At 43.5% G+C, this 15,531-nt stretch carries 13 protein-coding genes; all 13 read right to left on the bottom strand.

Going from position 1 to position 15,531, the window contains the following annotated elements:
* Positions 1 to 5: 5 nt before the first annotated feature.
* Positions 6 to 983 (bottom strand): polysaccharide deacetylase family protein, encoded by a 978-nt coding sequence (locus CJ483_RS21020; protein ID WP_120037323.1) that lies wholly within the window; start codon positions 981 to 983, stop codon positions 6 to 8.
* A 93-nt stretch (positions 984 to 1,076) separates the two neighbouring features.
* Positions 1,077 to 3,203 carry a polyribonucleotide nucleotidyltransferase gene (gene pnp, locus CJ483_RS21015; RefSeq protein ID WP_120037321.1) on the bottom strand — a complete coding sequence of 709 codons (2,127 nt, stop codon included), beginning with the start codon at positions 3,201 to 3,203 and terminating at the stop codon, positions 1,077 to 1,079.
* Between the two features lie 230 nt (positions 3,204 to 3,433).
* On the bottom strand, positions 3,434 to 3,703 hold the full coding sequence (gene rpsO / locus CJ483_RS21010) for a 30S ribosomal protein S15 (RefSeq protein ID WP_049661588.1): 270 nt from the start codon (positions 3,701 to 3,703) through the stop codon (positions 3,434 to 3,436).
* Between the two features lie 128 nt (positions 3,704 to 3,831).
* Complete coding sequence (gene ribF / locus CJ483_RS21005; RefSeq protein ID WP_120038185.1) at positions 3,832 to 4,779, bottom strand: bifunctional riboflavin kinase/FAD synthetase; 948 nt, start codon at positions 4,777 to 4,779, stop codon at positions 3,832 to 3,834.
* A 20-nt stretch (positions 4,780 to 4,799) separates the two neighbouring features.
* Entirely contained in the window at positions 4,800 to 5,708 is a 909-nt protein-coding gene (truB, locus tag CJ483_RS21000; RefSeq protein ID WP_120037319.1) for a tRNA pseudouridine(55) synthase TruB, read from the bottom strand.
* Positions 5,709 to 5,836: 128 nt separating this feature from the next.
* Positions 5,837 to 6,190, bottom strand: a complete 354-nt coding sequence (gene rbfA / locus CJ483_RS20995) for a 30S ribosome-binding factor RbfA (protein ID WP_120037317.1) — start codon at positions 6,188 to 6,190, stop codon at positions 5,837 to 5,839.
* A gap of 13 nt (positions 6,191 to 6,203) precedes the next feature.
* Positions 6,204 to 6,482, bottom strand: a complete 279-nt coding sequence (locus CJ483_RS20990) for a DUF503 domain-containing protein (protein ID WP_120037315.1) — start codon at positions 6,480 to 6,482, stop codon at positions 6,204 to 6,206.
* Positions 6,479 to 8,656 carry a translation initiation factor IF-2 gene (gene infB / locus CJ483_RS20985; RefSeq protein ID WP_120037313.1) on the bottom strand — a complete coding sequence of 726 codons (2,178 nt, stop codon included), beginning with the start codon at positions 8,654 to 8,656 and terminating at the stop codon, positions 6,479 to 6,481. The genes CJ483_RS20990 and infB overlap by 4 nt, the downstream gene beginning before the upstream one ends.
* A 4-nt stretch (positions 8,657 to 8,660) precedes the next feature.
* Positions 8,661 to 8,978 (bottom strand): YlxQ family RNA-binding protein, encoded by a 318-nt coding sequence (locus CJ483_RS20980; protein ID WP_120037311.1) that lies wholly within the window; start codon positions 8,976 to 8,978, stop codon positions 8,661 to 8,663.
* 3 nt (positions 8,979 to 8,981) lie between these two features.
* Positions 8,982 to 9,257 (bottom strand): RNase P modulator RnpM, encoded by a 276-nt coding sequence (gene rnpM, locus CJ483_RS20975; RefSeq protein ID WP_120037309.1) that lies wholly within the window; start codon positions 9,255 to 9,257, stop codon positions 8,982 to 8,984.
* 12 nt (positions 9,258 to 9,269) lie between these two features.
* Positions 9,270 to 10,388, bottom strand: a complete 1,119-nt coding sequence (nusA, locus tag CJ483_RS20970; protein WP_120037307.1) for a transcription termination factor NusA — start codon at positions 10,386 to 10,388, stop codon at positions 9,270 to 9,272.
* Positions 10,389 to 10,482: 94 nt separating this feature from the next.
* Positions 10,483 to 10,953, bottom strand: a complete 471-nt coding sequence (gene rimP, locus CJ483_RS20965) for a ribosome maturation factor RimP (protein ID WP_120037305.1) — start codon at positions 10,951 to 10,953, stop codon at positions 10,483 to 10,485.
* A 161-nt stretch (positions 10,954 to 11,114) separates the two neighbouring features.
* Positions 11,115 to 15,437 carry a PolC-type DNA polymerase III gene (locus CJ483_RS20960; protein ID WP_120037303.1) on the bottom strand — a complete coding sequence of 1,441 codons (4,323 nt, stop codon included), beginning with the start codon at positions 15,435 to 15,437 and terminating at the stop codon, positions 11,115 to 11,117.
* Positions 15,438 to 15,531 lie beyond the last annotated feature (94 nt).

Here is a 15,531-nt window from a genome sequence, read left to right as displayed (position 1 = left end):
GTTCGTTAATGACTAGATGATGATGTATGTGAAATAATTCTAGTTTCGCTTAGCAAGTTGGATACAGTGTCCACTTTTAATTGTTTAGCCTTTAGCTTTCTAACCAATGTGTCTAAAGAAGCGGACGATGATTCAGTCGGATGCATTAAAATGATCGCCCCTGGATGCACACGGCTTATGACCCTATTAATAAGAGCTTCGGGCGTAGGTTTCTTCCAATCAATCGTGTCTACTGTCCACAAAGTTGTATTCATTCCGAGCTGATGAGCAGTTTCTACTGTCGCGTCAGTAAAGCTGCCGCTTGGAGGAGCGAACAGCAGCGGACGGGTTCCTGTTGCTGATTCAATAACTTTATTTGTCTTTTCCATCTCTTCTCTGGCACGCGCCTTGCTTAGGCGTGCCATATCCGGATGAGTGTAAGAGTGATTTCCTCCTTCATGTCCAGCATCTATAATCATTTTAGCAAGATCAGGGTGTTTTTTTACCCATTGCCCTTCGAAGAAAAAGGTAGCATGAATTGAATGCTTTTTCAACACTTCTAACATTTCCGGTAAATATTCTTCCCCCCATGCTACATTAATAGCCAAGCTTACCATTGCCTTGTCAGAATGTCCACGATAAATTGGAGCGGGGGGCAAGTCCTTTAAATGGACCTTAGGTGGTATTTGTTTATATATTAAACGGCTTTCTTGAAACCTTCCATCTTTTTTCATCAATTGGTAGGACTTCTTTTCATCTACTTTCAGTCCATTATAACCGGGTATTGCTTTCCATACTCGATCAATCTTGGCATTCTGAGGTGAAACATAGCGATCTTTCGCTTCTTGTTGGATCTGTTGAAGCAATGATGGTCCGCTTTGATGGGCGAATTGCGCCTCGTTCTTTAATTCCTCAAGATAACCGCTGATCAATTTGCTTTCAACGAAAAAGAACATAATCATTCCAATGATTAATACACTAATCATATGTTTTATTTTTCCCATTGTCCATGCCTCCCCCCATTGTTTTAAAATTATGAAAAATAGAGGGATTATAGAACATGCGAAAAAACCAGAGGAGCATCCTCTGGTTTTTGATTATGACTGTTGGCCTTGTTTTTCAGCCGCTTCTTTTTGTTCTTTTAATACAGTCTTACGCGAAAGATTTACCCGGCCCTGATCGTCAATACCGATGACTTTGACGAGAAGTTTATCACCAAGTGCCACAACATCTTCCACTTTGCGAACACGCTCTTCAGCTAGCTCTGAAATGTGAACAAGCCCGTCTTTACCAGGGAACAACTCAACAAATGCGCCAAATTTCTCGATGCGCTTGACTGTACCATCGTATAGCTGCCCTACTTCGACTTCACGAACAATATCTTCGATGATTTTCTTCGCAGCATTATTCTGCTGGGCATCCACTGAAGAAATAAAGATTGTGCCATCTTGCTCGATATCAATTTTAACGCCTGTTTCTTCAATGATCTTATTGATCTGCTTGCCGCTTGGTCCGATTACATCACGGATTTTATCCGGATTAATAGTCATCGTTAAGATTTTCGGTGCATAATCTGACAGCTCGCTGCGCGGTTCAGCAATGACAGATATCATATGATCTAAAATATGCATACGGCCTTTTTTCGCTTGTTGAAGAGCTTCTTCTAAAATTTCACGGCTCAAGCCTTCAATTTTAATATCCATTTGTAAGGCTGTAACACCTTTTTCAGTACCAGCCACTTTAAAGTCCATATCTCCAAGGTGGTCTTCCATTCCTTGGATATCCGATAGAACAGTGTAATGTTCGCCGGATTTTACAAGGCCCATCGCAATACCGGCTACTGGTGCCTTGATCGGAACACCGGCATCCATCATCGCCATCGTGCTGGCACAAATACTCGCCTGAGAAGAAGAACCATTTGATTCCAACACTTCTGATACGAGGCGAATCGTGTATGGGAAGTCTTTTTCACTTGGAACGATCGGCTCTAAAGCCCGTTCTCCTAACGCTCCATGACCGATTTCACGACGGCCTGGCGCTCGTAATGGACGAGTTTCTCCTACGCTGAAGGAAGGGAAATTATAATGGTGCATGAAGCGCTTGGACTCCTCGATGCCAAGTCCATCTAAAATCTGTACATCGCCTAGTGCACCGAGAGTACAAATACTTAGTACTTGTGTTTGTCCTCTTGTGAACATAGCAGAACCATGTGTACGGGGCAATAAACCGACCATAGAAGATAGCGGACGGATTTCGTCGATTTTTCGGCCATCAGGTCTTACTTTTTCAACTGTAATAAGGCGGCGAACTTCTTCTTTGACGATCTTGTCCAAGGTTTGTCCGATCTGCTTTATTGTTTCTTCCTCTGCCTCTTCGGCTGTAAACTTCTCAACAACGGTTGCTTTTACGGCGTTAATCGCATCTTCGCGTGCATGTTTTTCCTGCACTTGAATCGCTTCGACCATTTCCTTTTCACAGATAGAACGAACCTGCTGTTCAAGATCCGCATCAAGCTCGTACAAATCGATTTCGATTTTTTCTTTTCCTACCGCCTTGACAATTTCCTCCTGAAAAGCGATTAAACGCTTAATTTCTTCATGGCCGAACATGATGGCTTCAAGCATGACCTCTTCAGGTACTTCATCTGCTCCTGCTTCCACCATGTTAACCGCGTCTTTTGTTCCAGCTACAGTTAAGTGCAAGTCACTCTTTTCAAGCTGTTCAACAGATGGATTAATAATAAACTCTTCGTTTACACGGCCAACGATGACACCGGCAATCGGGCCTTCAAATGGAATGTCAGAAATACTTAATGACAATGATGAACCAAACATAGCCGCCATTTCGGAGGAGCAGTTCTGGTCCACACTCATCACTATGCTGATTACTTGTACTTCATTGCGGAAACCATCCGCGAATAACGGGCGGATTGGACGGTCAATCAGCCGGCTTGCCAGTGTTGCTTTTTCACTTGGACGGCCTTCTCTCTTAATGAAACCGCCTGGAATTTTCCCAACAGCATATAAGCGTTCCTCATAATTAACTGTTAGCGGAAAGAAGTCAAAAGGCTTTGCTTCCTTTGAAGCAGTAGCTGTACTTAGTACGACTGTATCTCCATAGCGGATCAACGCCGCTCCATTAGCTTGTTTAGCGACCTGGCCAACTTCAACAGTTAGCTCACGACCTGCCCATTCTATGGAAAATGTTTGTTTCCCTTGCTCCATAAATGAACCCCTCTCTGTACCAATAAATGTTGTGATTGCGTATCATCCTAACTATTAGCATAACACTCGGGATGATTCATGCAAAGTTATATCATTGAATTTATCTATCTTATATATTCTCTGCTGAAAAATATAAGTTACTCATTCACTTTTTATTTTCTTTTGGAATTAAATCCCAATTGTTTTTCTCCTAATAAAAAAGCGGGAACAAATCCCGCTTTCTGAACGGCTTAGCGACGCAAGCCAAGCTTTTGAATTAATTCACGGTAACGTTGAACATCTTTGTTACGAAGGTAAGTTAATAGGTTACGACGACGTCCAACCATTTTCAACAAACCGCGACGTGAATGATGGTCTTTTTTATGAGTGCGTAAATGCTCGTTAAGTGTATTGATTTGCTCTGTAAGCACAGCAATTTGTACTTCCGGAGAACCAGTGTCACTTTCATGAGTTTTGTATTGGTTGATAATTTCGTTCTTGCGTTCTTGAGTTAAAGCCATTGTAATTCCTCCTTAGTTTTTATAAAATCCCCTGTTACCAAGCATGCGTTGGAGCGGCGCGATGCTGAGCAAAGGTTCAAATAATGCATTTCTAATCATAGCTTATCTTAAGAAAAAATGCAACCTCTTTACCTTTCCACTGCAAAATACGTAACAGCCGCCTGCTTGTCTTTGTCAATTTGAGCCACAAGGGCATCAATCCCATCAAATTTCTGTTCCCCACGTAGCCGGGCATACCATTTAACAGAAACCTCTTCTCCATATATCGAGTGGTCAAAATCAAAAATATGAACCTCTACCGACAGACTGTGCTCATCGGGATGCTTGAATGTCGGACGGTAGCCGATATTGCAAACTCCTTCATACCATTCATTTTTCACTTTTAATTTCACTGCATAGACGCCCGTTTCAGGGATGAGATAATCTTCATCCACTTCCACATTTGCGGTGGGAAATCCAATTTTGCGGCCACGCTTGTCTCCATGAATGACTGTGCCCTTTACCTCATAAGGCCTTCCGAGCAAGCGGGCTGCCTCTTCCACATTTCCTTCCCCAAGAAAGTGGCGAATTTTTGTGGAACTAACTTTCTCTTGCTCATACTCCCATTTATCAATCGTTGTTGAAGTAAAGACATCACGCGAATGAAAAGGAAGAGTTTCCATTGTGCCCTTCCCAAGGCGGCCATATGTGTAATCAAATCCGGCAACGACATGCTCCACATGGAGACCAATAATATATTCATCAACAAATTGCTGGGGTTCGAGTGCTGCAAAATCAGAGGTGAATCGGACAATAAACAAATAATCTACCTCTAGTGACTCTATTTTTTTAATTTTTTCATCCATTGGAGTAATATATTTTATTGGTTTATGTGTATTTCCAAGGACGACGGACGGATGAGGATCAAATGTCATCACCGCACTTTTTATGCCCTGATTCCTTGCTTTCTCTACCGCCGCACGAATGACTTGCTGGTGCCCGGTATGGACTCCATCAAAAAAGCCAAGAGCCATCACTAAAGGGGGCAAATTATTTTTGTCTAAGTTATGGGGATGATGCAACATATACACTTTCACCGTTCTCACCTGTCCTCCTGTCAGTCAGCTAACACTTTAACTGGCTTTACCTTCCCCGGTTTATCCGGGTGAAGCTTATAAATTGCCAGTAGACTCTCTTCATGAAATACTGCCGCTTCTTGTGCCTTTTCAGGCCATTCTGTCGGAGTATCCAACACAGAGCCGTTGATTACTTTCTTTGCTAATGTATCATTTATTGCCCATTTCGGCAAATGCTTGACCCCTTTTTCAAGAGGCTGAAGAATGGAGGAAGCGGCGTCTTCTTCCTGAAGTTTCCTCAGTTCCTCCAATGTGACGCATTGCTGTTTATTAAATCCGCCGGACGCCGTCCGTACGAGCTTAGACATGTGCGCTGGATAACCAAGTCGTTCGCCAATCATAACAGCCAGCGTCCGGATATATGTTCCTTTGCTGCAAGCCACCCGAAAAGAAAACCGAATGACCTCTCCCTCATACCATTCTCTGTCGTCCAATAATTCCAGCTCGTGAATGGTTACCTTTCTTGACGGTCTTTCCACTTCAATTCCTTGACGAGCATACTCATACAGCCTTTTCCCCTTTACTTTCACAGCGGAAAACATAGGCGGTGTTTGCGTGATTTCCCCAGTCAGTGATTGCAACACCGAGAGGACTTCGGCTCGTGAAATTTTTGAACGTATGGGTTGTTGTTCGACTATTTCTCCAGAAGCATCTTCTGTAGTTGTGGAAAAACCAACCGTCACTTCCCCTTCATATATCTTTCCTGAATTCATTATGTACTCAGCAAGCTTTGTTGCCCGTCCGAGACAAATAGGCAGCACTCCTTCTACATCAGGATCGAGGGTTCCAGTGTGCCCTACCTTTTTCATCTTCAAAATTTTACGCACTTTAAACACACAGTCATGGGAAGTCATTCCTTTTTCCTTCCAAAGTGGAAGTATTCCATCCATTCGGTCTCTCTCCTTTTTCAGGCATAAAAAAAGGTCTGGCCCCTTAAGAAGAAATGAATATAGCTCAGAAAAAGCGTCTATATCTCATTCACTGAAGAGGCCAGAACCTTATGATCCTTTATTGTTTATCAATGATCTGTGGAAGGGCTGTTGATTTCTCTTAATAAAGTATCGATACGGTTGCCATATTCGATCGATGCATCCATTTCAAAGAGCAGCTCTGGAGTTTTACGCAGGCGAATTCTCTGTCCCACTTCCGAACGGATAAAACCTTTTGCTTTGGTTAAAGCTTTCAAAGTACCCTCACGCTCTTCTTCATTGCCAAGCACCGTAATATACACGGTAGCCTGTTGAAGATCGCCAGTCACTTCAACGTCAGTGACAGTTATAAAACCAATGCGCGGATCTTTTACTTTCCGGTTCAATATATCCGTCAGCTCTTTTTTCATTTGTTCACCGACACGATTCGAACGAAGACTCATCTTTCTCACCTCACTATAGCCATTCATAGGAAACAGCGAGCCGTTCCCACTCAGGGAAAGAGTCAAGAAAATGCAAGGCATTCGCCAGCTCCCTTTCCGCCGCTTTCTTGGATGAAGCGACAGTGACAACAGCTAGTTTCGTACGCTGCCAAACATCTTGATGATCAATTTCTGCTACGGAAACATTTAATTTTTGCTTTAAGCGTGTAACTGTACGCTGTAGCACTGCCCGCTTTTCCTTTAAAGAGTGCGAGTCATAAATCAAATATTCTACCTCAGCATAGCCGATCATTTGCGTTCAATTTCTTCCTCGATGAAGGCTTCGATAATGTCGCCTTCTTTCACATCGTTGAAGTTTTTAATCGTAATACCGCACTCATACCCTTGGCTGACTTCTTTTGCGTCGTCTTTAAAGCGTTTAAGCGCATCTACTTCTCCTTCAAAAATAACAATGCCATCACGGATTAAGCGCACGCCGCTGTCGCGGGTGATTTTTCCATCTGTCACATAAGAACCAGCAATTGTTCCAACTTTAGATACTTTAAAGGTTTGGCGTACTTCTGCCTGGCCAATAATTTTCTCCTGGAACTCAGGATCAAGCATACCTTTCATCGCCGCTTCAATCTCTTCGATAACTTTGTAAATAATACGGTGTAGACGAACATCCACTTCCTCTGTTTCCGCTGCCCGTTTCGCATTCACGTCTGGACGAACGTTAAAGCCAATGACAATAGCGTTGGATGCGGAAGCAAGGATAATATCAGATTCGGTGATCGCACCGACGCCTGTGTGAATGATTTTTACATTTACGCCTTCCACTTCTAATTTTTGAAGAGCTGCTGCTACCGCTTCAAGCGACCCTTGAACGTCAGCTTTTAAAACGATATTTAAGTCTTTCATTTCCCCTTGTTTCATATGTTCAAACAAATTATCGAGACTGACACGTGATTTTTCACTGCGCTGTGCTTGCAATGCTTCCTGGGCACGTGCTTCCCCAATTTGTCTTGCTGTTTTTTCGTCTTCAAATACAACAAAACGGTCTCCGGCTAACGGAACGTCACTTAAGCCAGTGATCTCGATCGGCGTAGAAGGGCCTGCAGTTTTGATGCGGCGTCCAAGATCATTTACCATCGCCCGTACACGGCCGAATGTGTTTCCGACAACGATAGGATCCCCGATGTTTAATGTGCCGTTTTGCACAAGCAGTGTGGCGACAGAGCCACGCCCCTTATCTAACTCAGCTTCAATTACCGTACCGATTGCCCGGCGATTTGGAGTAGCTTCGAGTTCCGCCACTTCCGCCACGAGCAGAATCATTTCAAGAAGCTGTTCAATACCTTCTCCTGTTTTCGCAGAAAGTGGAACAAAGATTGTATCGCCGCCCCATGCTTCTGGAACAAGCCCTTGCTCCGTTAACTCCTGCATGACACGATCCGGATTAGCTGTCGGCTTATCAATTTTATTCACCGCGACGATAATCGGCACTTCAGCCGCTTTCGCGTGGTTAATCGCTTCAATTGTTTGCGGCATCACACCATCATCTGCTGCAACCACAAGAATGGTAATATCGGTAATTTTCGCTCCGCGGGCACGCATTGTCGTAAACGCAGCATGTCCAGGCGTATCGAGGAAAGTAATTTTCTTATCATTTACTTCAATTTGGTAAGCACCAATATGCTGAGTAATTCCGCCAGCTTCTCCTTCGGTTACCTTCGTATGGCGAATCGAGTCAAGAAGCGTTGTTTTCCCGTGGTCTACGTGTCCCATGATCGTAACAACAGCCGGACGTTCTGTTTTCTCGCTTTCCTCATTCGCTTCTTCAAAGTAAATTTCTAGATCTGCTTTATCAATTAAAATTTCTTCTTCTACTTCTACACCGTACTCGCTTGCTATAAGCTCAATCGCATCTTTGTCAAGCTCTTGGTTAATAGTTGCCATTACGCCCAACATAAACAGCTTTTTGATGATTTCAGATGGTTCTCGGTGTAGTTTCTTAGCCAGTTCTGCTACCGTCAGTGAACCTGCAAATGTAATTTTTTCAGGGAGTTCTTTTACTTTCGGCGGCTGCGGGGCAGCAACTGGTTTTGCCTGACGCTGCTTGTTTCCCTGCTGCTTGCCTCTCCCTTGATTTTTATTGTTCCCTTTTCCTTGATTAAATCCTTTTTGCTGAGAATTTTTCTGTCCGCCTGGCCCTTTGCTTCCTGGCTTTCCTTTGCTCGCAGATGCTCCTCGTCCTGCTCCCTGGGAACTGCCAGCTGGCTTAGTGGACGTACCTGGTTTAGATTGATTAGATTTAGTTTGTTTGTTTGTGTTTTCGAAAGATTTTTCCAATTTTTGTATAGCCTCCTCGTCAATAACAGTCATATGGTTAGAGACTTCTACATTCAACTCTTTGAGTTTTTCAATGACTACTTTACTTGACACGTTTTTTTCTTTTGCATATTCATGTACTCTTTGCTTACTCATATGTTCACCCCCGCATAGTATCATCGAGGAGAGTGGAAAGCTTTTTAGCAAACCCCACGTCTACAACAGCTACGACTACCCTCGCCTCTTTGCCAATGGCCTGGCCAAGGACTTGCCGATTATCAACCCACCTTAACGGCACTTGATAATAGGCTGCTTTGTCCTGTATTTTTTTTCTCGTATTGGGTGATGCGTCTGCTGAAAGCAGAACCAGCTTCGCTCGGCCTTTTTGAATTTCTTTTACTGTCAGCTCTTCGCCTGAGATAATTTTTCGTGCTCTATTGGCTAATCCCAGCAGTTTGGCCCACTGAGGTTCATTCATCAGCTATTTCGTCTCCTTTTCTACGTAAGAGAGGAGTTCTTCAAACACACTGTCTGGCACATCGGCATTCAGTTGTCTTGATAGAATGCCTTTATTTTTTGCCAGCTCTACCGCTTCTTTCGTTTTTGACACATACGCACCGCGACCGGATTTTTTCCCGGTTAAATCGACCGATACGTCTCCCTCTTTTGAACGAACTACACGTACCATTTCTTTTTTGGCTTTCATTTCACCTGTAGCCACACATTTTCTTAACGGAACCTTCTTTGGGCGATTCATTTTCTTCACCTCTTATTCGATTTCTTCGGAGGAAAAGTCATAGGCGCCTTCGTCTTCAACAGCAGATGCTGCATGATCACGCGGATAGATTCCAGCTTCCCGGGCGTCTGTCTCACTCTTAATATCAATCTTCCAACCTGTTAATTTTGCCGCTAGACGGGCATTTTGTCCCCGCTTGCCAATAGCGAGAGATAATTGGTAATCCGGGACAATTACCGTTGTCGCCTTTGCTTCTTCATCCACTTGTACATCAATTACCTTCGATGGGCTTAATGCATTGGCAACGAAAACAACTGGGTCCTCAGACCACTTGACGATATCAATCTTTTCACCTTTTAGTTCGTTAACAATCGCCTGCACACGGCTTCCTTTTGGTCCCACACAAGCACCGACCGGATCGACCTCAGGGTTTTCTGCATATACAGAAATTTTAGAACGGTCGCCCGCTTCACGAGAAACCGAACGAATCTCTACTGTGCCATCAAAAATTTCCGGTACTTCAATCTCAAATAACCGCTTTAGCAGCCCTGGATGAGTCCGTGAAACGAAAATTTGGGGTCCTTTCGTCGTCCGCTCTACTTTGGTGATATAGACTTTTATGCGGTCGTGTGGCTTATAGCTCTCGTTTGGCATTTGCTCAGAAAGAGGAAGAAGGGCCTCGATTTTGCCAAGACTGACATAGATAAAACGGGAGTCTTGACGCTGGACGATCCCCGTCATGATATCTTCTTCACGGTCAATAAATTCTGAATAGATAATGCCTCTTTCTGCTTCTCTCACACGCTGGGTAACGACCTGTTTAGCTGTTTGTGCAGCGATCCGTCCAAAATCCTTCGGTGTCACTTCAAGTTCCACAATGTCTCCCAGCTCATAAGAAGGATTGATTTCTCGCGCCTCCGCTTCGGAAATCTCAAGACGGGAATCAAATACTTCATCTACCACTTCTTTCCGGGCAAACACTCGCATTGTTCCTGTTTCAAGATTTAAATCAACACGGACATTTTGCGCCTGGTTAAAGTTTCGTTTATATGCTGAAACCAGCGCTGCTTCGATCGCTTCAATAATTAAATTGCGCTCGATCCCTTTTTCTTTCTCCAAATATAAAAGAGCATCATATAATTCAGTGCTCATCGGACGTTCCGCCCCCTTACATAATAATAAACTGTCAACTTTGCTTCATGAGATGAACCAAGCTAGGCCGAAAGCTCGGCTGTCTTCCTTTCATTTAAGAAAATGAAACAGCCAGCCGGGCTTTCGCAATCTTTTCCAATGGAATAGTCACTTGCTTCTTTCTCGTTTTGATTAAATACTCGATGACAAGCTCTTCTTGTTCAAACGATAACAAAGTGCCTTCAAATGTTTTTTCTCCATCAATCGGCTCGTAGGTTTTTACGTGCACACGCTTTCCGACCGCCCGCTCATAATCACGAGTTTTCTTAAGCGGACGCTCTGCTCCTGGAGAAGAAACTTCCAAAAAGTAGTTATAAGGAATGGGATCTGTCTCATCCAGCTTTTCACTCAGCCGCTCACTGACCATTCCACACTCCTCAATATCTACTCCTGTTTCTTTGTCAATGTAAACACGAAGGAACCAGCTTTTCCCTTCCTTTACATATTCGATATCGACTAATTCTAGGTCCAGCTCTTCAGTAATTGGTTTTACTAGCTGTTCGACTGTTTCAACTACTTTGCTCATATATACCCCCTGGTTGAATAAAATTCCTGACCAAGAATGAAACTCCTTTACAAAGACGAAAGAGTGGGGATGCCCCACTCTTTCAAAGAGAGTTATCAATTAGTATTTCCATTAAAATATACCATATCCCTTTATTTTATGCAACTCGTCGGCAATTTGCCTTAGAACAGCGAGAGCTGATTCTGATCAGGCAGAGAGACAAGACAGCCATGGTTATCTAAATACTCGATGATCGTTTTAGATACCTTCCCGCGCTGCTGCAAGTCTTCTTTAGACAGGAACTCTCCTTCTTCCCGGGCTTTTACGATATTGTAAGCAGCATTGGTGCCAAGCCCCGGAATCGAATTAAATGGCGGAATCAACGAGTCACCATCAATAACAAATTGGTCCGCACTTGAGCGGTATAAATCTACTTTTTGGAAGGTAAAGCCACGCTCACACATTTCCAGCGCTAGCTCTAATACCGTTAATAAACTCTTTTCTTTAGGAGACGCTTCTAATCCTTTAGCGTTAATTTCCTCAATAAGTAATTTGATAGCAGCCGATCCCTTGACCATCGAATCAATATCAAAATCCTCTGCCCGCACCGTAAAGTATGCTGCATAATACAGAAGGGGCAAATGAACTTTAAAATAAGCAATCCGTACAGCCATTAATACATAAGCTGCAGCATGGGCCTTCGGGAACATATATTTAATCTTTTTACAGGAATCGATATACCATTCCGGCACTTTATTGTTGCGCATTTCCTCTTCCATCTCATCAGTTAAGCCTTTACCTTTACGGACAGACTCCATAATTTTAAAAGCGAAAGCAGGATCAAGTCCCTGATAAATCAGATAAACCATAATATCATCCCGACAGCCAATTACATCACTTAGTTCACAAATGCCATTATGGATGAGCTCTTGGGCGTTTCCGAGCCATACATCTGTTCCGTGGGACAGCCCTGAGATTTGGACGAGTTCCGAAAATGTTGTTGGTTTCGTGTCCTCAAGCATTTGCCGGACAAAGCGCGTTCCAAACTCCGGAATGCCAAGTGTACCGGTTTTACACATGATTTGCTCCTCTGTTACACCGAGCGATTCCGTGCCGCTGAATATTTTCATCACTTCGGGATCATCCGTCGGGATCGTTTTTGGATCGATGCCGGATAAATCTTGCAGCATCCGAATAACCGTTGGATCATCGTGTCCTAAAATATCGAGCTTTAACAAATTATCATGAATAGAATGGAAGTCAAAATGTGTCGTGCGCCATTCTGATTTATCACTGTCCGCCGGATATTGGATCGGCGAAAAGTCATAAATGTCCATATAATCTGGTACAACGATAATTCCGCCAGGATGCTGACCCGTTGTCCGTTTAACCCCAGTACAGCCCTTTGCCAGCCGGTCCACTTCTGCGTTCCGGAGCTGCAGATTATTATCTGAAGCATAACCTTTCACATAACCGAATGCTGTTTTATCCGCCACTGTACCAATCGTTCCCGCCCGGTATACATACTCTTCCCCGAATAGTACCTTCGTATAATTGTGGGCCCTCGGCTGATATTCTCCGGAGAAGTTCAAGTCGATATCCGGAACCTTGTCTCCTTTAAACCCAAGGAATGTTTCAAACGGAATATCATGCCCATCCTTTTTGTATCTGACCTGGCAGTCCGGACAATTTTTATCAGGCAAATCAAATCCAGAGCCAACAGAACCGTCATTAAAAAACTCCGATCTTTTACACTGCGGACAAACGTAATGTGGCGGCAATGGGTTCACTTCTGTAATTTCTGTCATGGTAGCCACAAACGAGGAGCCGACGGATCCACGGGAACCAACAAGATAGCCGTCATCGAGTGATTTTTTTACGAGCTTATGAGAAATAAGGTAAATAACAGCGAATCCGTGTCCGATGATGCTTTTCAACTCTTTTTCTAATCGTGCTTCAACGATTTCCGGCAGTTCTTCTCCATAAATCCGCTTTGCCATGTCATAGCTCATCTGGCGAATTTCTTCATCGGCCCCTTCAATTTTTGGCGTATAAAGATCATCCTTGATCGGCTTAATTTCAGCAATGTTCTCTGCTATTTCATTAGGGTTCTTAATCACAATTTTTTCTGCTGTCTCTTTTCCAAGGAAACTGAAGGCATCAAGCATTTCATTCGTCGTGCGGAAATGGACATCCGGCAACTCATGGCGGTTAAGCGGATTCGCCCCTCCTTGAGAACTAACCAGGATTTTACGGTGAATCTTGTCCGTTGGGTTTAGATAGTGAACATTCCCTGTAGCTACTACAGGAAGCTGCATTTTCTCCCCCAGCTCTACGATTTTTTTGATAATGTCTTCAAGCGCTTTATTATCGCGAACAAGCTCCAATTCAAGCAGGTGGCTATACACTTCTTTTGGATGAACCTCAAGATAGTCATAAAACTTAGCCGCTTTTTCTGCCTGCTCCATCCCCTTTTGCATCATGCTTTCAAATACTTCGCCTTTATCACAGCCCGAGCCGACAATGAGTCCTTCCCGATGCTTTTGGAGGACAGATCTCGGAATTCTCGGTACCCGGTAAAAATAATCTATATGTGAAATCGAAACAAGCTTAAATAAATTCTTCAGACCAGCATCGTTTTGCGCCAAAATTGTACAGTGATAAGGGCGAGCTCGTTTATAAGCACCGCCATCCCCCATATGGGTGTTTAAATCATCATGATAAACAATCCCTTTTTCATTCGCATCCTTGAGCATTCTTAAAAACAAATAACCCGTCGCTTCGGCGTCATAGATCGCCCGGTGATGCTGGGTAAGCTCGACATCGAATTTTTTGGCGAGCGTATTCAACCGGTGGTTTTTTAAAGTCGGGTATAAAAATCTCGCCAATTCAAGCGTATCGATAACTGGATTCGACGACTTGCCAAGATTGTACCGAACGTAGCCGGCATCTAAGAAGCCCATGTCAAAGGAAGCGTTATGGGCAACGAAAATGGCATCTCCTGCCCAATCTTTGAATTTTTTTAGTACTTCTTCGACTTCAGGGGCATTTTGAACAAGATCATCTGTGATGCCCGTTAAATTAATTGTAGTCGCAGAAAGAGGATGGTGCGGATTAGCAAATGATTCAAAACGGTCCACAATTTCACCGTCTTTTATTTTCACTGCGGCCAATTCAATAATCGTATCATAAACAGCTGAAAGCCCTGTCGTTTCTACGTCGAACACCACGTAGGTTTCATCCGCAAGCAAGCGATGAACGTCATTGTAAGCAATCGGAACGCCGTCATCTACCAAATTAGCTTCCAAGCCATACAGCACTTTTATGCCATGCTTTTTCCCGGCACTATAGGCGTCTGGAAACGATTGAACTACTGCATGATCGGTAACGGCGATAGCCTTGTGTCCCCACTTAGCTGCTTGGGCTACCAAATCGCCTATTGGTGAGACAGCGTCCATTTGACTCATTGGTGTATGCAGGTGAAGCTCCACACGCTTTTCCTCTTCGGGAGCTGTATCCTGGCGCATAACTGGAGCGATCTCATTGACATCATTGGCAATCATGACAAGATCACGGACAAACGTATCATTTTGCACAGTCCCTCTTGCCTTTACCCACATGCCTTTTTTCAAACGGCCGAAAAGAGCTGCGTCCTCTTTGTCGCGAGAAAACATTTTTACTAATATAGAGTCGGTATAATCAGTAATTTTAAATGTTAGCAGCGTACGGCCACTTCGAAGTTCTTTCGTTTCCGCATCAAAAACATATCCTTCAATCGCTATTCGGCGCTCTTCATCTTGAATTTCCTCCAGCTTTTTAAACTCGGCATCTTCTTTGATGGTTAAGCCAATCATAAGAGGACCACTAGCCACCTCTTGATCGTCTCCTGCATTTTCTTCCCGTTTCTGCATTTCAGCTACTGCCTGCATAGCTCTCTCGGCATCTTCCTTTTGTTTGGCTTCCAAAAACTGTTGGAATTCATCATTTGTTTCTGCCTCTGCAACTGCTATATCAAATGCTACCGGTGGAAAGCCATAGTTTTGATAAGTACGGCAAATCCATTCGCCATATTTATTTTTTAATGTCATGCCTTCTGTATCATTGCCAACACTAACGATTAATTTATTTCCTTTCACAGTAGGTGTACGTCTATTTAACAGCGCAAGCATCGGAGGAGAGATTCCCTCTAGCTGACTTACGCAAAAGGACCAATATTCACTGATCAACTCTTCTGTCACAGCTGTATTTTTTGCTTTTATTGAAAAAGTAACCTGCGCAATCTCTTTAAATGCATAATGTAGCGCATTTGTAAAAGTTTCAAGAAGCTGACAAGGAATAATAGTTTCGGTGACAAAAGAAAAATGCCAACGTTTGGTCTGTCTTTCTACTGTTAACTTTGCAATTTCAGCTCCCTCAAAATGGCGGACGACTGCATCTTCTGTCAATTTCAATTGCTGTAAGAGCAGCTGGAACCGCTGTCGTCTTCCCTGGGATTCTTCACTCATTTGCATGCCTCCCAATTGATTGTTCTCTTCTATTTTAACAGAAATTCAGAAAGAAAAAGCCACCTGATTCAGGTGACTTTAAATATTTATGCTG

Origin of the sequence: Bacillus sp. PK3_68 (assembly GCF_003600835.1) — a bacterium.
Taxonomy (GTDB): domain Bacteria; phylum Bacillota; class Bacilli; order Bacillales; family Domibacillaceae; genus Pseudobacillus.
This window is presented reverse-complemented; position numbering and strand designations above follow the sequence as displayed.